21 protein-coding genes are annotated in these 23737 nt (G+C 34.3%); 10 read left to right on the top strand and 11 right to left on the bottom strand.

All coding sequences use genetic code 11. The features are described from left to right. The first annotated feature begins 60 nt into the window (after positions 1–60). The 8 genes from IPK14_02225 to IPK14_02190 all read left to right on the top strand — a co-directional run bounded on the left by IPK14_02225 (position 61) and on the right by IPK14_02190 (position 10156). Positions 61–1884, top strand: a complete 1824-nt coding sequence (locus IPK14_02225) for a tetratricopeptide repeat protein (protein ID MBK7992254.1) — start codon at positions 61–63, stop codon at positions 1882–1884. 144 nt (positions 1885–2028) lie between these two features. Next, positions 2029–3306, top strand: coding sequence for a hypothetical protein (locus tag IPK14_02220; GenBank protein ID MBK7992253.1), 1278 nt, complete (start codon positions 2029–2031; stop codon positions 3304–3306). Between the two features lie 28 nt (positions 3307–3334). After that, on the top strand, positions 3335–3775 hold the full coding sequence (locus tag IPK14_02215; protein MBK7992252.1) for a hypothetical protein: 441 nt from the start codon (positions 3335–3337) through the stop codon (positions 3773–3775). A 58-nt stretch (positions 3776–3833) separates the two neighbouring features. Further along, the gene (locus IPK14_02210) at positions 3834–5537 is read left to right on the top strand and encodes a GAF domain-containing protein (GenBank protein ID MBK7992251.1); all 1704 of its coding nucleotides are present in this window, start codon (positions 3834–3836) and stop codon (positions 5535–5537) included. A 138-nt stretch (positions 5538–5675) separates the two neighbouring features. Next, entirely contained in the window at positions 5676–6227 is a 552-nt protein-coding gene (locus tag IPK14_02205) for a hypothetical protein (protein MBK7992250.1), read from the top strand. Between the two features lie 66 nt (positions 6228–6293). Next, on the top strand, positions 6294–7328 hold the full coding sequence (locus tag IPK14_02200; protein ID MBK7992249.1) for an extracellular solute-binding protein: 1035 nt from the start codon (positions 6294–6296) through the stop codon (positions 7326–7328). A gap of 80 nt (positions 7329–7408) precedes the next feature. Continuing rightward, positions 7409–8473 (top strand): ABC transporter ATP-binding protein, encoded by a 1065-nt coding sequence (locus IPK14_02195; protein MBK7992248.1) that lies wholly within the window; start codon positions 7409–7411, stop codon positions 8471–8473. A 12-nt stretch (positions 8474–8485) separates the two neighbouring features. Then, entirely contained in the window at positions 8486–10156 is a 1671-nt protein-coding gene (locus IPK14_02190) for an iron ABC transporter permease (GenBank protein MBK7992247.1), read from the top strand. Between the two features lie 29 nt (positions 10157–10185). On the opposite strand, the gene hemE is transcribed toward IPK14_02190, so the two are convergent. The 10 genes from hemE to IPK14_02140 form a co-directional block, all read right to left on the bottom strand. Next, complete coding sequence (gene hemE / locus IPK14_02185; GenBank protein ID MBK7992246.1) at positions 10186–11220, bottom strand: uroporphyrinogen decarboxylase; 1035 nt, start codon at positions 11218–11220, stop codon at positions 10186–10188. Positions 11221–11257: 37 nt separating this feature from the next. Beyond that, positions 11258–12262, bottom strand: coding sequence for a tetratricopeptide repeat protein (locus IPK14_02180; protein ID MBK7992245.1), 1005 nt, complete (start codon positions 12260–12262; stop codon positions 11258–11260). A gap of 62 nt (positions 12263–12324) precedes the next feature. Then, positions 12325–13518 carry a hypothetical protein gene (locus tag IPK14_02175; protein MBK7992244.1) on the bottom strand — a complete coding sequence of 398 codons (1194 nt, stop codon included), beginning with the start codon at positions 13516–13518 and terminating at the stop codon, positions 12325–12327. A gap of 36 nt (positions 13519–13554) precedes the next feature. After that, a complete protein-coding gene (locus IPK14_02170; protein ID MBK7992243.1) occupies positions 13555–14931 on the bottom strand; it encodes a serine/threonine-protein kinase PknK in 1377 nt (458 codons plus the stop codon). Positions 14932–15099: 168 nt separating this feature from the next. Continuing rightward, on the bottom strand, positions 15100–16479 hold the full coding sequence (locus tag IPK14_02165; protein ID MBK7992242.1) for a hypothetical protein: 1380 nt from the start codon (positions 16477–16479) through the stop codon (positions 15100–15102). A gap of 68 nt (positions 16480–16547) precedes the next feature. Next, a complete protein-coding gene (locus IPK14_02160) occupies positions 16548–17690 on the bottom strand; it encodes a tetratricopeptide repeat protein (protein ID MBK7992241.1) in 1143 nt (380 codons plus the stop codon). 82 nt (positions 17691–17772) lie between these two features. After that, positions 17773–18720, bottom strand: a complete 948-nt coding sequence (locus tag IPK14_02155) for a DUF4351 domain-containing protein (GenBank protein ID MBK7992240.1) — start codon at positions 18718–18720, stop codon at positions 17773–17775. Positions 18721–18756: 36 nt separating this feature from the next. After that, a complete protein-coding gene (locus IPK14_02150) occupies positions 18757–19482 on the bottom strand; it encodes a hypothetical protein (protein MBK7992239.1) in 726 nt (241 codons plus the stop codon). Between the two features lie 40 nt (positions 19483–19522). Beyond that, entirely contained in the window at positions 19523–19771 is a 249-nt protein-coding gene (locus IPK14_02145) for a helix-turn-helix domain-containing protein (protein MBK7992238.1), read from the bottom strand. Positions 19772–19779: 8 nt separating this feature from the next. After that, entirely contained in the window at positions 19780–20676 is an 897-nt protein-coding gene (locus IPK14_02140) for a phosphoribosylaminoimidazolesuccinocarboxamide synthase (GenBank protein MBK7992237.1), read from the bottom strand. 125 nt (positions 20677–20801) lie between these two features. On the opposite strand from IPK14_02140, the gene IPK14_02135 reads away from it, so the two are divergent. Together IPK14_02135 and ftsY are read left to right on the top strand one after the other, a co-directional pair. Next, positions 20802–21578, top strand: a complete 777-nt coding sequence (locus IPK14_02135) for an MBL fold metallo-hydrolase (GenBank protein MBK7992236.1) — start codon at positions 20802–20804, stop codon at positions 21576–21578. 93 nt (positions 21579–21671) lie between these two features. Continuing rightward, positions 21672–22985: a signal recognition particle-docking protein FtsY gene (gene ftsY / locus IPK14_02130; GenBank protein MBK7992235.1), complete on the top strand. Its 1314-nt coding sequence runs from the start codon at positions 21672–21674 to the stop codon at positions 22983–22985. 41 nt (positions 22986–23026) lie between these two features. Here ftsY and IPK14_02125 read toward each other — a convergent pair whose 3' ends face one another. Then, the gene (locus IPK14_02125) at positions 23027–23704 is read right to left on the bottom strand and encodes an SUMF1/EgtB/PvdO family nonheme iron enzyme (protein MBK7992234.1); all 678 of its coding nucleotides are present in this window, start codon (positions 23702–23704) and stop codon (positions 23027–23029) included. Positions 23705–23737: the final 33 nt, after the last annotated feature.

Below are 23737 nucleotides of genomic sequence, written 5' to 3'. Positions count from 1 at the left end.
TAAGAATTTAAGCAATCTGTTATAATTTTTTAATTTTATAAAGTTAAAGCAGAGGGTATTATGTGGAAAAATATTATTCTTACAATTATTTTCCTTACCATATATCTTGTAAATACATCTCCTGCTCAAACTACTGAAGATAAAGCAATAGAAACTAACCAACTTTCAGATTGGCTTTTAGTAAAAACTGAGAATTTTGCTGTTGTTAGCAATACTGATCCAGAAAGAGCTAAACTAATCGCATATAAGTTAGAACAATATCGCTATGCTCTTTCGCTTTTAACTCCAAATCTAGTGGCTTCGTCACCTATTCCAGCTAGAGTGCATGTTTATCGTAATGGCTCATCTTATTCGGCTGGCCTACCAATTGCTAATCAACAAGTAATTTCTGGTTATTTTCAACCTGGGTCGGATTTAATTTCTATTAATGACCTCTTTAATATTTCTGACAATGTTTCTTATCATGAATATATACATTTATTAACTCGTAGTGATATTACTTATCCATTATGGTTTTCTGAAGGTATAGCAGAATTTTATGAAACTTTTGAAATCTCTGATCATAAAGTTCGTTTAGGAGAAGTTAACCCTTCAAGACTACATGTACTTAAGTTAAGCGGGTTTATACCATTAAATAAATTACTAAAGTTTAATGCTTATAGCCAAGTAATAAAGGAAACTACTTTAGATCTTTATTATGCCGAGTCTTGGTTTTTAACTCATTATCTAATGATGGATGAGGAACGTAGAGCAAAACTAATAGATTTTTTAGAACGCCAATCAAAAGGGCAAGATATAGAATCAGCCTTTGAACAAGCCTTTCAATATGACTTAAATAAATTAGAGGAAAACTTAAAAAGTTATTTAGCAATTAATAAATATAAAATTTTTGTTTTTAACTTTGATGGAGAAAAAATAGATAGCGATATAGAAATAATTTCTTTAAGTGAAGAAGAGAAAGTAAAACAATTAAAAGATTTACCTAATAATAGCTTATCTGTTGTCCTACGTAGCCGAGGCAAAGGAAATAAGCCAGAAATAATACCAGATTTTGCCAAATTACCTAAAACTGTAGAATTAAAATGTATTTTAAGCGATAAATCACCTGATATAGCTCCTAGCGACCCAGAAAAACCCGCCAAAGCAAAAGCAGCATTAGAAAAATTTATTTTAGCTAACCAGTTATTTGAAGATAACAAAAAGGATGAAGCTTTGGTTATTTATGAAGAAGTAGTTAAATTAGATCCAGATTTTGCTCCTGCTTATATGCAAATGGGCAATATCTACTCAACTGATAAGTTTTTTGATCAAGCACGCCTAGCTTATGAAAAAGCTCGTAGTATTCCTCCTAATTATGCTGGTACTTATCTTAATCAAGCTATCAGCCAGTATGAACAAGGCAAGATAGATGAAGCAGAAAGCTCTTTTCGTACAGCACTTTCCCTTTATCCTTCAAGTGCGCCTTCTCATTTAGGTTTAGGTAACATATACTTACAGAGACGTGACTATAAAAGGGCCCGTAATGAATTTACTAAAACATTAAGTCTAGTGCGAAATGCTGGTTTAGAAGCTGTTAATGCTCATGTTGGTCTAGCAGCTTGTTACTTTTATCAAGGTCAGTATGAAAAAGCTAAAGAACATTACATATTGGCAATTAAGTTAGAGCCTAATAATTATGTTTGGCACTGCGCTTTTGCAGATTCTTGTTTAATGTTAAAACAATATGAACAAGCTCAAGTAGCTTATCTAAAAGCAATAAAGCTAAATGCTAAAGATGAACAAGCTCAAACTAAACTAGCCTGGATAGAAAAATATAATCAATATTTACGTGCTATTAAGCAACATTCAACAAGGCCCAAAACTGAGCCTGTTGTTATTAAGTAAGTTCTTTTAATTTTCCAGGTTTTCTTATTACGCATTCTAAACAATTTAGTTTTACTAAAATAAATTCCTTTAAGTTCTTAAGTAGTAAATACTTAATTTAACAATTTGAGGGCCAATTATGTTTTTAAATTCTTTAAGTAAACGTTGGATTACTATTTTATTTTTAGTGTTTCTAGCAGGTTTATATGTAACAGGAAAAGCCCAAGAAATGGCTGCAACTCAGGAAAAAACCCTCAATTACTACGTATTACTCCTAATCAAGGAACTCCAGGAACAGAGTTAGAAATAGAAGGTTATAGATTAGGTTGGCCTATATTAAAGGATGTAGAAGTAGTTTTTTATCAAAATGGAATTCAACATACTACTTATCCTATAGGTGGAGGCTGGCAAGCTAGAGATCTTAGTAATGGTCTACAACAAATGAAAATTACTGTTCCTGATACTATTTCACCTGGTGAATGTGTTGTTGTTATTAAAAACAATGGTCTTACTAGTACATCTTTAAGTTTTCATATTGATAGAACCATCAACCCTCCAACTATTGTTGAAGCTAGCTTAAATTGGGCAAGCCCTGGACAAGTAATTTGGATTACTGGAACAGGTTTTGCTGTTTCAGATGAAATTGAAGTTACTGATGCTAATGGACAAACCTTTTTTATTGAAACAGGCTCTAGCTCTTCAGGTGTAAAGACAGCCTTTAGCCTTCCAAAAGAAATTGTTGATGGTACAGCACTTATTAGAGTAATTGAGCGTCGTAGCGGTAATAGACAAGCTAGTAATCCAATATCGTTAAAAATTAGTAGGGGCCCAATTCCCTTAGAACTCTTATCTAATTTCTTACCTAGTGTGGCCCCTAACCAATGGCTAGATTTAGTAGCTGCTAACCTTAAACCTCTAGAAATAGCTGATTATGCAGAAGCCCTATTTCAACAAAATGGGCAAGAAATAACTGTTCCTATTTATGGACAAACATACCCTAGAGTACATGTTCCAGCCACTTTACAATCTGGTAGTGTAAGTATTTCCACTAGAACTTGGCAAAAAAATAATTCTTCTGTTTGGTCAGAACCTATTACTTACACCTTAGCAACACAACTCTCACCACCAACAGTAATGAGTATTGAAGTAATTGGATGGAATGAGCCTATTTATTTAGGCCCTAACACCCCAGAAACTTTTGCTGTTAAACCAGAAGACTCTCTAATACTTCGTGGAAGATTCCCTGTTGCTAATGCAGAAAATTTACGCCTTGTGCTAAAAAACTCTATTAGTAGCTTTACTTTAACTCCAACTTCTTTAGACCCAGGGACTATAAAAGTTAAATTACCTAGTAATTTAGCTTTAGGAAACTGGCATTTAACCTTAAAAAGTATAGAAAGTAAAGCTAGTAGCAGATTAAATATTTATTTACAAGTACAATAAACTTAAATTATTCAACTATTTATAAACTATGGCAAAAACTGTTGATCGTGCTTTTATTCGTGCGCTCAAATATGATTACCTAGGAGAAGTTTCTACAGAAATTAACTTTCGCCTTCAAGCCAAATTAACATCTCAAAAAGAAGTAGCAAATAAAGCTCTAGAATTTGCTCAGCTAGAAGCAGATACAAGAGATTTAATTGCAAAAGAATTAGCTAAATATGGAGTAAAAATGGGGCGTTGTTTATGGCTTCAAGTTATTTCTTATGTTCTACTACTACCAATAAAATTAATTCTTCCTACTAAACTTTGGGTACACTTAATTTATCGCTCTACTTTACATGCACTTAAATTATATGAATCACAACAAAGTAGGTGGGGAGCAATTAATCCTGAGTTTTTTGCCCGTTTAGTTGACCATGAAATTAAACAAAGAGACTGGGCAAAAAATTATTTAGCAAAAAACAAATAAATATTTTTTATAAGCTTGTAAAAATAATAAATATTAAATACTGCCAAAATATGTTAAGATGGCAGCATTCCAAAGCCAAAATCTATCAAAAATAATGGATAATTCTAATACTCCACCTAATTCTAAAACAACTTCACTATTTTGCACTAATTCTGAACTAGATGTTTTGCAAGAATTATGTACTACAATAATTCAAAGCATCAATATGGCAGAATTTCTTCAAACTTTAATAGAACGTGCTGGTCAAATCTTAGAAGTAAAATCCGGCTCTATTGTTATGCCAGACATGGAAGGTCTTTTACGTATTAAAGCTTATTTTGGTTTTAGGTCAGAAAATGCTGAAGCTTATGTCTTAAAACCAAATGAAGGACGTGGAGGAAAAATTTTTACTTCTGGTGAACCACAAATTTTTGTCACTAATGACCAAGAATTAGCAAATTTCCATCAAATCACTACTCAAGAACAACTTAAACATACTATTGGCGCACCTATGATTGATAGTAGTAAACGGGTTATAGGCGTATTATTTCTTAATGATAAAAAATCTGGAGAGGCTTTTAACCAACGAGACTTAAAATTATTAGAAAATTTAGCTAATCTGGCTGCAATAGCTGTAGAAAAACAAGTCCAACTAGAAGAATTAAACCGTCAAAAGGAAAATTACCGCCATCTTTCAGAATGTTTAGAACATAGCTTAAACCAATTAAATTTAGTAAATGAACGACTAAGAGATTCAAATAAATTAAAAGATGAAGTTCTTTCTATTTGTGCGCATGATGTACGTTCTCCTTTAACAGCAATTATTTCTTATGCAGAGTTACTGTTAACTAGTGGTAGCCTTAATGATAAACAACAGCGTTATTTAAGCCATATTCACCGAAGTAGCGAAAAGATTAATAATTTAGTACAAAATCTTTTGGTACGCGCTCGTTACCTAGAAAGTAATGTTCCTCTTCGTTTAGAATCTGTTTCTATTAGTAGAATTGCTCAGGAAGCTATCCAACAAATAGAAGACCGTCTAGCTACAAAAAAAGTCCAAGCTACTATTCGCGATAACTTTAAAAAACTTGTTCGCGCTGACCGTTTTAAGCTTGCTCAAGTAATTGATAATTTGATAGATAATGCTATTAAATTTACTCCTGAAAATAAAGAAATCACTATAGATATTTCTCATGATCCTCTTAACTTAGAACAAATAATTATTACAATTACTAATCAAGGTGAAGGTATCCCAGCAGATGCTTTACCTAAGCTATTTGCCAGGTATTTTCAAGTCTCTACTCATAAACCTCAAGGAGGTTATGGGTTAGGTTTAGCTATTTGTAAACAAAATGTAGAAGCTCATTCAGGAGAAATAACTGTTGAGAGTAAATTAAATGAATATACTTCTTTTACGTTTAATTTACCTATAGGAAAACCTTATCTACTAACTCTTAGTAGCAATACAGAATTAATAAATAAAATTAGCCAAATCTTACCTGCTGAAGAAAAATGGGTACAGTCTAGTGCAGAAAATGACAAAATATTGTTAGATATGGTGACAAGTGAAGTTCCAACAATTTTAGTAATTGATGCTGATGTTGGAGAGTTAAATCTATCTGTTTTAGTTTCACTACTTAGAAAAGAATTTGATCCAAGCCGTTTAGCAATTGTCATTATTGGTGACAATGAACCTATTGAAGAACTGGAAACTATTGCCTATTTCTTGCCTAAATCTTTTACCTTACAAAACTTACTAGCTACAATAATAGCCGATAAATAAAATTAATTTTTATCCAAAAACCCTTATTTTTATCCAAAATCTTAGCTTTTTGCTATTGAGCTAGCTCTAAAACATTGGGTATACTGATTTGTTGCTAAAGCTAATAGTTCTAGCAGTTTTGGAGGTAATCTTCCTTTTATGATAAAAACATTAAGCGGTACGCTATGTGTCCTGCTTATACTAATAATAAGCCAGACCAATATTGCCGCAGTTGATTTGCCTGACCAGGACACAAAACTTTGGAATAAATTTCTAAACACTTCAAATGATGTAATGATCAGCAGTCTTAGCCTAGAAGTTCACTATAAACAAATTCCTACTAGCAAAATCAATACTTCAAACTTAAAATCTGGAAATACCACTAGAGAAGTACGTAAGTATTTAGAAAATTTTGCTCGTGTTATTGTTAAAAACCCAATTAAAACTACTAGCCTTACTTTATCACCAGGTACTTATAACTTGGGTCTTCGAGAAGAAAAATCTGGTACTGGAAAATGGCTTTTTACAATTAGTGGAAATGATGGCAAGGCTATAACATCTATGGAACCAGTGTTTGAAACTCTTTCTCCTGCTATGTGTACTCATGTTGTTACATTAGAGTTAGATCGTAAACCTGGAAGCAATTTACTAAAAATCAGAGTCAAGTTAAGTGATTTAAGTATCACAACTAGAGATTTTTTAGAATTATAAAGCTTTAATTAGCTATAAAGTTTATTAAATTTTTTCCATTTTATTTTTATGGTGATTAAGAAAAGTTTGTCTCGTCGCTACTTTCTATTAATTTTTATCCTACTAAGTATTCTTTCTTTAGCAACTTGTCAAAAAGAGTCTAAAACCAGCCTATTAATTTATTCCCCTCATGGCACAGAACTTTTAGAAGCAATGAAGGCTCGTTTTGAAGAAAAAAATCCTCAAGTAGAAATACAGTTTTTAGACCTTAGCTCTCAAGAAATATATGATCGTGTAAAGCTTGAGCGAGCCAATACACAAGCTGATATTTGGTGGGGAGCATCAGCCATAACATTTGGACAAGCAGCCGAAGAAGGGCTTTTTGAGCCTTATAAACCTACTTGGGCAGACAAAGTGACAGAAATAGCCCGTGATAGTCAAGATCGTTGGTATGGGACTTTCCAAACTCCTGAAGTAATTGTTTATAACCAAACAGCATTAAAAACAGAAGACATTCCCAAAGATTGGGACGATCTACTTGATCCAAAATGGAAAGGTCGTCTAATTGTTCGTGATCCAGTGCGTTCTGACACTATGCGAACGATTTTTGGTGCTATGATCTTACGCCAATGGTCTGCGGCTCAAACTCCTGATGCAGGTTATGATTGGTTACGTAAATTAGATGCTAATACTAAAGAATATACCGTTGATGGTACGTTGCTACTACAAAAACTAGCCCGCCAAGAAGGTGTAGTGTCTTTATGGGATTTGCCTGATGTAGCATTAGCAATTAATCGTCAAAAAATGCCACTGGAATTTGTTATTCCTGCTAGTGGTACACCATTAGTTATTGATGGCATTGCAATTATCAAAGGAACTAAACAACTAAAACTAGCTCAAGAATTCTATGAATTTGTTACTACAGAAGAAAATTTACTACTTGCAGCTAGCGAATTTTACCACCCCCCTTTACGTACAGATATTGACAAAGCAAAACTACCTGACTGGTTAAGAAAAATAGAAATTAAACCAATGCCTGTTGACCAAACGCTTTATAAAACAAATATTCAAGATTGGATGCGTTATTGGGACAGCCAAATTAGAAACCAGAACAACCGCTAAAGATTACCGCTAAAGACTAGCCCTGAGTCTTAGTTTTCGACTAAGATAACGGGCAAAATATCTTTTGTGGGTATCATTCTTTGACTAGCACAACATCTCATTTAGCATTATCAAATTTAGTTAAAAATTATGGCTCTGTACAAGCAGTAAGCAATATTTCCTTAAGTATTGAAAAGGGTGAATGTTTGGCTTTGCTCGGGCCTTCAGGTTGTGGTAAATCTACTATGCTAAAGATAATTGCTGGGTTAGAAGCTCCTAATCAAGGTTCAGTAATTTTAGCAGGGCGAGATATTACTAAAACTTCACCTGAAAGCCGCAATTTAGGTTTTGTTTTTCAAAACTATGCTCTTTTTCCTCATTTATCAGTAGGAGAAAATGTAGCTTTTGGGTTAAAAGCACGTAAAAAACCTACTGCATTTATTAGCAAAAAAGTTGGTGAAGCTTTAGAACTAGTACAATTACAAGGTTTAGCCAATCGCCGAATTTATGAGCTTTCTGGCGGACAACAACAACGAGTAGCAATTGCACGTGCCTTAGCAATTGAGCCTGAAATCCTACTACTAGACGAGCCTTTATCTAATTTAGATGTCACCCTACGCGCTCAAACCGGCCAACAATTACGCACACTTATTAAACGGTTAAATATTTCTACTATATTTGTTACTCATGACCAAGCCGACGCTTTTGCGCTTGCAGATCGCGTTGCTCTAATTAATCAAGGACAGTTGCAACAAATAGGCAGCATTTTTGAAGTTTATTTCCAGCCTAAAAATCTTTTTGTAGCAAGTTTTATTGGACATAGTAATTTGCTACCTGCTCAATTAGTATCAACTAACAATGGACAAGCAGAATATGAAATTAGCAAAGGTTTCTGTCTTTCTGCTGTTAAAGTAACAGACAAAGAAAAAGTAACTTTACGTATTCGGCCTGAAGCAATTGAAATTACTAAAGAACAAAGGCCAAATAGTCTTCCTGCTAAAGTGTTAACTACTAGGTTTGCTGGAACTGTTCTGCATTACTACTTAAAAATACAAGATATTGAATTAGAAGTTGTTCGTTTAACACCTCAAAATGCAACAGAAATTAATGAACTAAAGGATTGTTGGGTAAAAATACCATCAGAAGCAATTACAGTTTTTGCTTAACGTGCTAATAAGATGAGAGATAAACCTATATTTATTTTTTTTCTACTAATTGTTTGCTTAGTGCTATTTTGGGGAGTTTTTTATCCAAACCTATCAGTTTTACTTACTAGTTTTCAACAGAAAAATACTTGGTCATTAGCAAACTATAAAGAGATTTTTATCAGTCCTTTAATTTTACGAGCAACTTTTAATAGTTTTTGGATTTCAATTGCAACTGTGATTGGATCGGCCATTGTTGGCGGAGCAATGGCATTAATCTTTCATTTTCTTGAATTTCCGGGCCGTAGAATTTTTGCTGCACTTGCTCCACTGCCTTTGTTAATGCCGCCTTTAATTGGTGTTATTGCATTTATTTTCCTTTATGGGGAAAGTGGGATTATTTCTAGAGTTATAATCAAAACCTTTTCTTTAACTAGTCCTGCTTGGCAATTAAATGGCCCAGGAGCAATTTTAGCCGTCCATATTTATTCATTTTATGCCTATTTCTATACTTTTATCAGTACCAGCTTAAATAATTTAGATTATTCTCTGCTGGATGCAGCACGAAGTTTAGGAGCAAGCCGACAAAAAATATTTTTCTCTATTCTTTTACCTTTACTAAAACCAGCGTTGATAGGAGCAAGTTTACTTACTTTTATGAATTCAATGGCTTCTTTTAGCGCACCTTACCTTTTTGGTGGTGGGACTCCAATGCTAACGCTACAAATTTTTAATGCTAAAGTTGGAAGTCAATGGGAGCTAGCAATGGCTGAAAGTGTTTTGTTAGCAATACTTTCCATTTTTGCATTAATTTGGCTAACCTATAATCAAGAAACTACAATTGGTGGTAGCAAAGGAACTGCATCAATAACACGGCGGACGATTACAAATTTTTGGTTAAAGCTAACTACACTATTTGTTACATTTATTGCTATAACTATAATTATTTTACCTTTATTAACTCTACTATTAATTAGTTTTGCTAAAGATGGTAGTTGGACGGTTGAAATCCTACCACCTAGTTATACTTTCTCAAATTATGAAAAAGTATTTTCTAATCCTAGATTTATAGAACCAATCTATAACAGTTTAATAATGAGTGCTTTATCAGCCGCTGGAGCATTTTTCTTTTCCCTACCAGCAGCATATTTATTTACTCGGACAAAATTTTTTGGTCAAAAAGCCCTAATAATTTTAACTATGATACCTTGGGCATTACCTGGGACTGTTTTAGGTTTAAGTTTTGCAGCTAGTTTTAATGAAGCTAAGTGGTCAAACGGTGGAATAGTTTTAATTGGGACATTTTGGATCTTGCCAATTCTTTATTTTTTACGGACATTACCCTTAGTTTTACGTAGTACCCAAGCGAATTTAGAGCAAGTAGACGCAAATTTAGAAGGAGCAAGCAGAAGTTTAGGAGCAAGTTTTTTTTATACTCTACGACATGTTATTTTGCCATTGATTTTACCTGGAGCAATTTCTGGGACGGCTTTAGCTTTTGCTACTGCAATGGGAGAATTTGTTACTTCTGTAATAGTTTATGTACCTAATAGCCGTCCAATTTCAATTGAAATTGCTGCTCAACTACGAGCATTTCACTTAGGTAATGCAGCGGTTTATGGAGTTTTTCTAACAATCATTATTGCAATTAGCTTACTCATTGGACGGCGTTTATCATCAACAAAACTATCTAATAATATTTAATTTTGTTGATGATAAGCATAAAAGTTAGATTATTTTTTTTGATAATTTTTTACAGCATCAACAAAAACACGCACGCTTGCAGGTGGTGTTGGTGGCAAGATTCCATGCCCAAGATTAACAATAAGGCCAGGATCACCGCCAAATTTATCAATATTGGATTGAACAATTTTAGTTAGTTCGTCGGCTGGTGCAAGCAAAGCACAAGGGTCAATATTGCCTTGAATTGCAGTCCTACCTGCTACACGGCGTTTAGCTTCAGCTAAATCAATTCGCCAATCTACACTAACACAATCTACCCCGGTTTCTATCATATCTTCTAAAATTGATGCACAACCATTTGTATAAAGAATTATTGGACGATCGCTAACAGTACGGATATGTTTAACTATTTGTTGTATATAGGGTTTAGCAAAAATGCGGTAGTCATCGCGGGAAAGTTCACCTGCCCAGGTATCAAATAGTTGGACAAGATCTGCACCTGTTTCTAGTTGAGCAGCTAAATATTTAGCTACAGTTTCAGTAATTTTTTCTAGCAATGTGTGTAAAAGTTGAGGCTCGGCGAAACGTAGGCGTTTTAATTCAATAAAGTTTTTTGTCGTGCCGCCTTCAACCATATAGGAAGCCATTGTCCAAGGTGCGCCAGCAAAACCAATTACAGGAACTTCATCTTTGATAAGTTTTTTTACTTCCTGAATAACTTCTAAAACAAACGGAGTATCTTGGTAGGGGTCAGCAACTCTAATATCTGCTAGCCTTTCAGCATTTCTTACAGGATTATGCAGTACCGGGCCACGTTCAGAAAGTTCTAGCCCCATTCCCATAGCTTCAATAGGAATTAAAATATCAGAAAAGATAATTACCGCATCCATGCCAAAATGTTCATAAGGTTGCAGGGTGACTTCTGCGGCTAATTTTGGAGTTTTGCACAGTTCTAAAAAAGGGGTTTGCGCTCTAACTGCACGATACTCAGACATATAACGCCCTGCTTGGCGCATTAACCAAACTGGCGGACGATCTACTGGTTGTTGTTGGCAAGCTTTAATAAGTCGGTCATTTTTTGGCATTGATACAAATAGAAATATAACAAATTTGTTATATTTTTTATCCTTTCAATTGATTTAATAATTGGATTACAAAGTTTTTATCACTTAAAAAAGATTTTTTGGCTGGTTCTTCAGTAATTTCTGAAGAAATGATTTTTAGCAAATTAACACTTTCCTGAATAGTTTCCAGTGCTTGTTGTTTTTTACCAAGTTCTTTCAAAATACGCGCTTGCAAATAGAGCAAATACCAAAGTTGAGCGCGTAAATTAATTTTTTTAGCTAATTCGATTGCAGCCTCAGTTAAATTTAAGGCTTCTATATGTTTTCCTGCTAGAGATTCTAACTCAGCTAAGGCACATTTTTCTTCAATTATTAAAATAGGATCTGTAACTTCTTTACTTAGATTAATAGCTTGATTCAAGTAATTTAATGCCTGATCTGGATAATTTAGCCCCTTATAGACTAACCCTAAGTCTAACAAAGCCATTTCTTGCTCTCGTTTAGCCTTGAGTTCGGTTGCAATTTCATAAGCTTGGGTAAAATAATCTATAGCTTCTTGATATTGTCCTTGACGGCGTTGGACTTCGCCAAATTCTACTAAAAAACGTGCCTCACTTCGTCGTGCGCCTGTATCGCGGCTAATTTGTATGGCTTGATCCAACCAATTAACAGCAGATGGATAAAAACCTAAAGCAGATGATGTTGCTCCAAGCAGCCCAGCCGCTTGACGTTCTAAAACTCGGTCTTGGACAGATTGAGCTATTTCTAAAACTTCCCGTGCTTGTTCAATTGCTCGGCTATAGCGTGCTGTGCGAAAGTCTGTTGCAGCTAAAATAATTTGCGCACCTGCTTGAGAAAGCTTTCCTCCTGCTTGTTCAGCTAACTTAACACAACGTCCTGCTACTTCGTTTACTTGGTTGTAATTGCCTCTTTCATAATTTACTAGTGCGGTACGGTTAAGAGCTTGGCATTGACCTGTTATGTCATTGAGTTTTTGATAAACTCCATAAGCATGCTGGAAGAATTTTAATGCTCTTTCAGGATCTCCTTTTTCTTTATACATTTCCCCTGTTGCTAAAATTGCCCGTCCTGCAATTTTACCGTCTCCAATATGCTCACTTAGCTTTAAGGCTGTAAAAGGGAACGTTCTGAATCAGTAAACTTGCTTAATGCAGTTAATACTTCTCCAGAAAGAATTCTATATTGAGCTAGTGCTGTAGCAAGTAATTGATTTTCAAATTGATTTGTTATTTGGCCTGATTGGGCTTGATATTCCATTGAACGGACTTCGTCCATTTTTTCTAAAAGTTCTGCTAAACGAGCCAGGAGTTTTTCTGTTTCTTCAACTGCTAAGGCTTGCCAGGCCGCTGTAGCAGATTCAACAGAATACTTAAAAGCCATTTGATATTGTTCTGCATTATAATAATGATGAGCCAGTAACGGAGCTATTTGATCTAGACGGTCTTTTTTTGCTTTTTCAAGTGCTTCAGCAACTTTTAAGTGAAGGCGACGACGACGACGAGTATTTATTTTAGAATATAAGACTTTTCTTACAGTGCTATGATAAAAACTATAAAATTCATCTACATTTGAAATAGTAGGTTGCACATTTTGACCTGTAATTAAAGGCTGTTCCTTAAAAATATAACCAACCAGCCCAGTCTCAACTATATCAATCAATGGATCTTCTTCTAAATTAGTTAGTAATCGTAGCGTTTCAAAGGAAAACTGATCGCCAAGCACAGCAGCTTGCATAAAAACATCTAGTTCATTTTCTCTAAAACGACGAAGTTGAGACTCTACAATATTTACAACTGAAGAAGGGACATTTATTTCCGTTAATTGTTGGCAACGCCATTTTTTTCCTGTCCAAATTATTCTTTCTTCTTCTACTAAAAGTCGCAAGATTTCACTTAAAAAATATGGATTACCATGAGTTTCTTGCCAAATACGTTCAATAGAATTTTTACTAATATCTATTTCAGTAAATACTAGTTTGATATATTGCTCTACTTCACTATTGTTTAGCCCGTTAAGTTGTAATTGTTCAATATTTCGTGCTGTAGTCATAGCACTTTGCCATTGTTGAAAGGGATGCCCTTTTTGAGTTACATCCTGGATTCTGGCAGTAAAGATAAATTGTATTGCTTCACCCAATGCCCGACGTAGCAAATAACTCATAAAGCTAAGACTTAGACCATCGGCCCACTGCATATCATCCATCCAAACTACTATTGGTTTATGACGTGCTAATTTGATATAAACCTGGGCTAAATATTCAAAGACTCTATATTTTTCGCCTTCTGGCCCGCCTTGCAAAGAACCTGACTTAGCTTTGTCAACAGTCCAAAAATTCTAATCCTCTGCTAAATCTTCCCTAACTCTATCTGTTAGTTCTCCAAAAATTTTTTCAAATAATTCTTGTTGAGAAATTAATGAACGCAACTGATTGGTTAAAGCATCTAGTAAAGGTTTATAAGGACTACTGCCTAAATAATCAAAAAATCTTCCATTTAAGAATAAGGCTTCTCCTTCTCCTAATCGGCGGCGAAATTCTGTAATAAGCTCAGTTTTACCAATTCCTGCATCTCCTAGTATTACAATAGGCTTAGTCCGCCCAGAACGAATAAAAGCAAACTCTGTAGTTAGTCGATTAATTTCCTTTTCTCGTCCTAAAAAATAGCCAAATACTAAATGTTTTTTTAGAGTTTCATTCGCGCTTTTACGTGCTTCTACACGATTAAGATAACCTGTCCCACGTGTACTACTTCGTTGTGTATCTTTAACAGCAACACCATTAGATTGATTAGAAATTTGGATTGCTACCTGCATTTCTTCTAATAGTTGCATTGCTGTTTGCTGTCGTTCGCTAGATTCCTTAGACAAAGCTTTAAGGATAACTTTCTCTACCCTATCAGGAATCTCCGAAGCATAAGCACGCGGTGGACGTGGAGGATCGTTAATATGTTGATAAATAGTTGCTAGTCTTGAAGCATTACGAAATGGGACATGTCCAGTTAGCATTTCATAAATAACAATGCCTAAAGAATAAATATCAGACGTTGCTTCTAGCTCTAAAGATTGGCATTGCTCTGGAGACATATAATCAAATGTACCTACTACTAAATTTCCCGTAATACGTCTTTGTTCAGCACGCTGTTTTAGTTTAGCAAGTCCAAAATCTACTACTTTTACCACCTGTGAGTTACTTACTTGCTCTAACATAATATTATCAGGCTTTAAGTCACGGTGGATAATGCCTTTTTCATGAGCTTCACTTAAAGCTTGGCAAATAGGCTCTAATATGGAAACTACACGTTCTAAGGAAAGTTTTTTTTCATCAGCAAGAATACGACTAAGTGAACGCCCCTTTAGATATTCCATTGCAATATAAGAACTACCATTTTGAGTAACACCAAAATCATAAATAGTAACAATATTAGGGTGTTTTAGTCCTGCAATTGCTAGGGCTTCGCGGCGAAATCGTTCTAAAGCATTTTGGTTATTAACAAATTCTGGATTAAGTATTTTAACTGCTATAGTACGTGCTAAACCTTCTTGGATAGCCTGATAGATTCCGCCCATTCCACCACGGGCAATTAAGCGTTCCAAACGATATTTTCCAACTAGTAGACGAGGGCCAGCAACGCTATAACTTAGTCCAACTCCATCAATTGGACAAAAATTCGAGTTATCTTCATAACAACGTCGGCACGAAGGGCATTCTTTCATGATGAATTAGGTGATGTGATTAATTTGTGCTTAATTAAAGAAACTACTATGATACTCTAGCTAGTCTTTATTGCACAGTCTCTTTAGCCAGATTTTCAGTTCTTTAAAATCAAACAACCATTTTTAGCTTGAAACTAAAAATGGTTGTTGCACTTATTTATTCTTAATCTATTTTACTAGTCCATCTGCTTCAATCGCGCTATAAACATCATCTGATTTTAATCCAAGCCAAGGATCAGTCTTTGGAGTTAAAAATAATTCTGCATAAACTTTATCATTAAAGGCTTCTAAATCCTTGTAGTTACGAGCGTCTAAGAGCCATTGATGTATTTGTGTATGAAGCAAGTATTCATTATAAACTGTATCTTTTGCTATAGAAAAAGTTAGTTTACTCATAATTTTAGCTATTGAATCTGTATTTTCTCCCTTAGATAGCTTACTGCGCATTAAAATTAGACTGTTATTATCTAATTGAACTTCGCTAAGATAAATACTTGCTAGTTTATTCCAGGTAGAATCATTAGCAACTGTCTTAAATTCATCAAGATTATTGTTCATTTGGCGTATGATTGGCACTTCTACTATAGCTTTTGTCATTGCAATAGGAGCAGCATCTAAAGCCTTTGCTTTTGATTCATTATTAGAGGTTTGTACTATTTGACCGCTTTGTTGTTGGTTATTCTCAAAAGTTAATTGCCCAAGATTAGGTATCATACCAAGAGTTAAAGCTGTTAAAGCATCTTTTTCGCCTATTTGCTCAAGTTCTTTAGCTAAACGGTTTCCTGTTTCAGCAATGCTATCACGGTGATATTGTCGCAAATAATCAAGAAGTAGTCCTTCTTTGTTTGGCCCAATAAAGCTTTGTTTAGCAAAAATTAAAGATCTATTTAACCAAAATAAAAAAGCTTTTGGGCTATGAAGTCCTGGTAAAGCATCAACTAAATTTCCTTCGCTATCTAAAATATAATGGATGCTATTACCTGTAATTGTTCGCTCTAATTTACGCCCATCTCCAAAGTCAATCGTCATTTTAGGAGCAGGACGAACAGATTTCCAATGCAAAATATAATTTTGTTGTAAATATTCAGAAATTTCTTTATTAGGATATAAAATAGTGCGGAAAAATCGACTATTAGCACAACTTAAGTCATCAATTAAATTACCTAATAGTCGTAATGATAAAATAGGTTTTCCGCTTCTTTTAGCGGCTTCTTGAGCTTGGTTAAAGTCTGTATACCAATAAAGTTTGCTTGAATGAGCGTCTTTTTGTTGGCTAACAGTGTCTATTGCTTGGCTAATTTTTTTCCAATTGGGTTCTTGTTCTGGGCTAATACCTGATAAATGTTTTTCAATATCTGGGGCAAAAACTTTTAATAAGGTTTCTAAACCGTTGTTTTTAGATTGTCTTAACTCAGCAATAGCTTTAGCAACTTCGTCTGGGTTGTTTGAGATAGTTTTTTTTGCTAGTGACTCTAAATCATTTGCTTGGGCAGAACTAACTAAGGCAAAACACAAAAATACACAAATGAGGATTAAATTTTTTATCATGCCTACCTCCATTTCTCTAGGAGAGTAAACTTTTATAATCTAATTTGGTTCCCAAATTATTGGTAAAATTATTGAACTTTTTTTCTTAGCTCATTTAACATATCTCTGATAGCCGTATCAACAGCAGCAAGGCCAATAAAATCACCTAGAGCAGCTTTATTTTCCCTAGTAAGTACAGTTGTTTCAAACTCTGGTTTATCACTACCAACAGCTAAAAGTTTTATTCTTACTTTTATTGTTGTAGTTTGTTGTCCAATACCTTCAACTCTATCTGTTTGAGGACGTTCATCTATACCAGCTAAGATTTCCGTATAAACAATATAGTCACAATTTTGATTTTTAGCAGTGTTAATAACTTTTTCTGCATTTTCTCCATCTAGCGGAGTACAATCAAAATAGGCATTTAAGACCCGGCGCACTAAACGCGCACGCATTTCATTAATAGGCATAGACACGCCTGCTATATTTTTAATAGGTGCAATACCAACTAAAAATCTACCTTCAACTTTTGTGTTGCCAGGGGCAATTTCTTTACTTTCTGTAGCAGCAGCAAATTTTTCCATTTGCTTGGCAAGTTGTTTTTCTAATGGGCTGCTAAGACTTTTTAGAACTTCAAGTTCCTTGTCTGCTTCTTCTTTATTTGCTAGTTGCAGGTAAACTTGGCCTAAGTAATAATGACCCTCAGCTAATTTTGGTTGTAATTTAACTGATTGTTGCAATGGTTCAATTGCTTCTTGATAGCGTTTTAGAGAGACATAAGTAGCACCAACGCTAAAAAATCCATTAGCTGATTTTGGGTCAAGCTTTACAACTTCTTTATATGCAACTAAAGCATCTTCAAACTGTCCTGCTGCAAAACAAGCTTTTCCTAAAGCAAATTGCCCATTAAGAAAATCTGCTTTTAAGCTTACAGATTTTTTATATTCAGCAATTGCTTCATCTGCCTTTTGCAAACCAGTGTAGGCAACTCCTAATAAATAATGTGCAATGGCTTCTTTTGTTGTATCAGGTTTTAATTCCAATGCTTTTTTTAGCGGCTCAATAGCTTCTTGAAATTTTCCTGTTTGGACTTGCTCAGCACCTGTCTTTAAGTATTGCATCATTTCAGCTTCCTGTGGATTTGCTGAAGATTGCACACCTATGACAAGATTAGGATTTAATAATGTAAAAGAAAGAATTAATGTTAGTAAAATAGCTTTTAATATTTTCATTACTTTATCACACAAAAGCCATAGGCTTTCTAACTATAGCAAAAGTGCTTGCTCCTTACTTAATAAAAATTAATAAATAATTCTAATTATATTTATTTAACCAGTTTTCTAAATCTGAAATATTATTGATTTCCAGTATCGCATCAGCTAATTCTTCTATTTTTGCTAAATCTAGTTTCTCTATTTTTTCAAGTATTTCTGAATCTAAATTCCCTAATTTACGATTTAGCAGTTTTTTTATTATCAATATTTCCCCTTCTTGCCTTCCCTCTTGTCTTCCCTCTTGTCTTCCTTGTTGTAGCCCTTGTTCAATTCCTTTTTGCATCCAAGAAGTAACTATTTGCATAACAACCTCCTTTTCCACTAAATTAGTTTTATCTATATTTTGATGAAGTATAGTTTCTTCAGCAGCAGTTAATTTTAGATAAGTATCAATAAATCCTGATATAAGTTTTGTTTTTGCTGGATTTAGTTTAAGCGATGCTAGCATTCTTAAACATTCTAATTTTACTTTAGGACGCTCTGATTTGGCTATCTGCATTTTTGCCATTAGCGCACTTGCTAGAGGATTTGGTTTATTTAGGAAGTCTTTCCAATCCAATCTATTTAATTGTATTACTTGATAGTTGAAACTTAATACTTCTAGATCAGGAAAAGTTACTTTATAGTTGCTTGGCTCTTGTTTTTTTGGGCTATCAAAGGAAAATATTACTATTGGATATATTGGCAAGTGATATTTCTCAAATAATCTAGCAAAATACTTAAATAATCTTTCTCCAAAATCTGCTTGCTGTTGTGCCTGACTTTCTAAATGAAGCAAGAAAAAGGCTTCTTTGCCAACAAACTTTCCTTTTACAACAATATCTACTTCGTGGGTTTCACCCTTTACAATATCAGTAAATACTTCTTTATCTAAAAATACTATACTGTCTTTTTCCAAATAGTTAGCTACTTTTGGAAAGAAGAGTTCTATAAAATCTATAAAAAATACTGTTAATAATTCCTTAAATATTCTGTCATGACTTATCATATACTTTATTGTTTTATACTTAAGATAATGCCCAGGTCACAGATGACCTGCCCAAAAGACTGTTAAAACTACTAGCACTGTCCATACAACTATAGTTTGTGGTAAGAATAGCACCATTAGCAAAGCAAAAACACCTAAGACTAGTAATAAACTTAGTGATGTAGTGAAATATTCTGCACGACTTACGGGCCAATTATGCTTAAAAAGCAAAATAGTAAATAACCAACGAAAGATAGAGAAATAGATAAAACCAAGACTTGCTATCATTATTCCAATGTAAATTGCCCAATCTGTTAAAAGCAAAGGTCGAAAAATAGTTGTATTGATTAAGTATTTATCAGGAGTAGTGCGACTAATAGCATAACTACGATTAGTTAAAGGAATTGCTATGTATTTATCACCTTCTTTTTTTAGGAGTGCAATTTCATAGTAAATAAGTTCATCAACATTTTTGTAGACAATAAAATTAACATCCGCATAAACATTACCACTAGCATCTTGTTTTAAGCCAAAGCGTTGATATTCGGCCCCTACTGAATAAGTAGTAGTGCTAGCAGTAAGTTCTTGATCTTGTAATGTATCTGTTTTAGTAGCATCTAACCTAACACCTAAAATAGCAGTTGTGTCATTCCATGCATAACCACTTTTGTCATATACCACAAACTTTATCTGACGTACATCATATTTTTCTTGTGCTATTACAGAAAGAGTAAAGCTTAAAAGTATAGCAATTATACCTACTAAGAGGCTTATGCGTAACATTATAGTTATCTCCTAAAAACAGAAGTTTTGTAGATAATAATTACTTAATAAATTTAATTTTGCTAACAGAAAAGTTTTTATTTTCTACTAATTGTTCATTATATTTTTCTAGGCGTTTACTTAAAGTGTTTCTATGGATGTGCAATTGTTCGCTAGCTTTAGAGATATTGCCATGATGTATTGTAAGTATTTTTAGAATAAACACTTTTTCAAATTCTGCAATGGCATCTTCAAAAAGGATACCATTTTCTATCATTTCATCAATTAAGTTTTCTAATTTATCTCGCATGAAAAATCCTAAGTTGGCAAACTTAAACCAGTTAACTGGCCGTAAGCTTCATGGTATTTTCTGCTGGTAGCAGCAATAATTTCTGAGGGCAAGTCTGGTGCTGGAGGAGTTTTATCCCAATCCAGAGTCTCCAAGTAATCACGAACAAATTGTTTATCAAAAGACGACTGGCTACGGCCCTTTGTATAACTATGAGCAGGCCAAAATCTTGAAGAATCTGGGGTTAAAACTTCATCAATTAAAATAATTTGGTCATCTAATAAACCAAATTCTAACTTAGTATCAGCAATAATAATACCTTTTGTTAAAGCATATTGGGACGCTTTTTGATAAATAGTCACAGTTAACTCTTTTAGTTTTTTAGTTAGTTCTTCCCCAATTAAATTAGACATTTGTTTCTCTGAAATATTTTCATCATGTCCTGACTCGGCTTTTGTAGCAGGAGTAAAAATTACTTCTGGCAATGAGTCTGATTCTACTAACCCTGTAGGTAATTTTATACCACAAACAGAACCTGCTTTTTGATATTCCTTTAAGCCAGATCCCGCTAAATAGCCTCGTGCTACACATTCAATTGAAATGGCTTTGGTACGTTTAACTAGCATAGAACGACCTATTAAATCATCTCTATATTTCTGTATTTCTGATGGATAATCTTTTATCTCTGTAGTAATTAGGTGGTTGGCAACAATATCTTTTAGAAATTCAAACCAAAATAAAGAAATTTGTGTTAGTAAAACACCTTTATCTGGAATTGCATTTGGCAAAATACAATCAAAAGCAGAAATACGATCGCTAGCAATTATAAGTAATTGTTCTGGATTGACTTCATAAACATCCCGAACTTTGCCCCGTCGAAATACCTTTAACTGATTAATATTAGTGGAATAAACTATTTTTTTGATAATAACCTCAAAGTGTCAGATAATTTAAGTTGGCAAATTATTTTAGCAACTACTAGCTTTTGTCAAGCCATTGTAGACAATAGACTTAATTTGCAAAACTCTAGTGCTAGTAAGGATATATTTTAGTGAAAGTAGAATTAACAATTCTTGGTTCTGGAACGGCTGTTCCTACTGCCGATCGTGGAGCAGCCAGTTATTTAGTTACAGTTGGAGAAGAAAAACTAATGTTTGATTGCGGGCCAGGTTCAAGTAGAAAACTTGCCCAAGCAGGACATTCCCTAACTAGTCTAAATAAAGTCTTTGTCTCTCATTTTCATCCTGATCATATTTGTGATCTAGTAGCAATTTTATTTGGTTCACGAATACCTGGCTATAGTCGTTCAGAAATTTTAGAGATAGTTGGCCCAATAGGAATTAAAAATCACCATCAAAAATTAATAGACACTTTTGGTAATTGGCTAATATCTAAAGATTATGAGCTAAAACTTACAGAACTTGACGCTAAAGAATCTCTTGTTAAAGTAAATTTTTCTAACTATCAAGTCACAGCACAACTAGTAAATCATTCCTATCCAGCTTTAGGTTATCGTATAGAAACGCCTTCTGGCACAATAACTTATTCAGGGGACACAGATTATTGTGAAAATATTATTTCTTTATGCGAAATGGCAGATATTGCTGTTTTAGAATGTTCAACACCAGATGAACAAAAAATTCAGGGACATTTAACTCCCTCTCTTGCAGGAAAAATTGCTCAACAAGCAAAAGTTAAACACTTGGTTTTAAGTCATTTTTATCCAATGTGTGAGACCACAGATTTAATTGCCCAATGTCAAAAATTTTACACGGGTCAAATTACGCTAGCTAAAGATCTAGTAAAATTTACTTTACCTAGTTTGTAAGCAAATAGTTGCAATCTTAAGCAAGGAAAATAATATTTTTATATTATAATCTTTGCAAAATCTTAGATTTACATTAAAAATCATTGAGGAATTATGGCACTTTTTTGGAAGCGCACAAAAAAACAAGAAGAAACTGCTCCCGTAGCAGAAACTCAACAAAGTCCACAAACAACACAAGATCAACCTGCTATTGATGTAAATATTTCTTCTGATTCAACACCCGTTACATCTGCTACTAGTCCAGAACAAAAGGGAGGCTTTTTTCAGAAGCTTTTTAAAGGTCAACAAGCCGACTCAGCCCAACCAACAACAATAAGCGAACCTGCTATAACAGAACTTCCCCAAACACCGATAGTTCGCGTTCCAGAGCAGGAAAAGAAAAGTTTTTGGCAGCGTTTTGGATGGGGTCAATCTGAAGGTGAAACTGCTACAAGCCTAGCAACACAACCAAAAGTCATTTCTGAAGAAATAGAAAAACAAACTCGTTTTCAACGCTGGAAGGCATCCCTTAATCGCACTAGCGAAAATTTAATGGGGCGTTTAGAAGACGTTATTAAAGGTAAAAAAGTTATTGATGCTGAAGTGCTAGATAGCCTAGAAGAAGCACTTATTGGAGCAGATATTGGAGTACAAACTACACTCGAAATTATTGAAAATGCACGTAAAAAAATAGACCGAAAAGAAATAAATAATTTTGATGAACTAAAAAGAATCGTTAAGGATAATCTATTAGAAATTCTTAAAGGTACTAAAACCAGAGGCATAAAATCAGAGGCAGAAGTTAATCTAGATGTTCGCCCGTATGTAATGATGATTGTTGGGGTTAATGGAGTTGGTAAAACTACAACTATTGGTAAATTAACTAATCGAATTAAGGCGGAAGGAAATGAAGTTTTAATTTGTGCTGCTGATACTTTTAGAGCCGCAGCTAGTGATCAATTAGCAATTTGGGCAGAAAGAACTGGTGTCCCATTAATTCAACAGAAAAAAGGCACTGATCCAGCAGCAGTTTTATATGATTCTTTAGCAGCAGCAAAATCCCGTGATGCAGATGTCTTAATTGTTGATACTGCCGGACGACTACATAATAAATCTAATTTAATGGCAGAACTAGAAAAAATGAAGCGTGTTGCTGCGCGTGAAGTTCCTTCTGCACCTCATGAAGTTTTATTAGTTGTAGATGCTGTTACAGGTCAAAACGGCTTAGAACAAGCGCGTCAATTTACTAAAACAGTCCCTGTTACAGGTATTGTTTTAACTAAATTAGATGGAACTGCTAAGGGTGGTATTGTAGTAGCAATTGCTAAAGATCTAGGGATTCCTATTCGTTATGTTGGTATTGGTGAAGGGATTAATGATTTAGTAGAGTTCTCACCAGAAGATTATGTAAATAGTTTGTTTGCATAGTTTATACAAATATTTTTATTTTGTTTTCAGGCGGGGACAATTTAATTTTGTCCCCTAACAACATCACAAACACAGCGAAAACCTGTTCGGTCATACTCTCTTTTATTTGGAATTAAAAAGCCTCGAAAACTTCCTGTCGCCTCTTCTTTATCGCTATCAAATGCACCTCCACGAATTACTTTAACCCCTGGTTGAGCAGGTGCTTTGCTTAATTCATAGAGTTCTAAATCGTTATAAACCCACTCCCAAACATTTCCAACCATATCCAAAGCACCAAAAGGGCTTGCATTAGCTGGATTTTGTCCAACAGTCAACAATTTATCATTTATTTTATTGGCATTTGCTAATTTATCACGCCATTCATTTCCCCAAGGATAAATATAACTATCTGAACCTCTTGCAGCTAATTCCCATTCAACTTCTTGCGGTAGCCGACATGGACGATCCTTGTAGGTACGCCATTGACAATAATCAACAGCATCTTGCCAACTAACAAAAGTAACAGGCAAATTTAAGATATCTTTTGATGGTAATTTAGCTTTCCAATTAGGCGGACTCTCATGTCCAGTTGCAGTAACAAATTCAGCATATTGCCCATTAGTAACTTCTGTTTTATCAATAAAAAATTCTTGTTTTACAGCCGTAGCATGAGCAGGTATTTCAAACCCTAGTGGATCTTTACTAGTATTACGTCCCATAACAAATCTTGTAGCAGGCACATAAACCATCCCCTTTGGAGGTGGTGGAGGTGG

This window comes from Blastocatellia bacterium (genome assembly GCA_016713405.1).
Lineage (GTDB): Bacteria > Acidobacteriota > Blastocatellia > Chloracidobacteriales > JADJPF01 > JADJPF01.
This window is presented reverse-complemented; position numbering and strand designations above follow the sequence as displayed.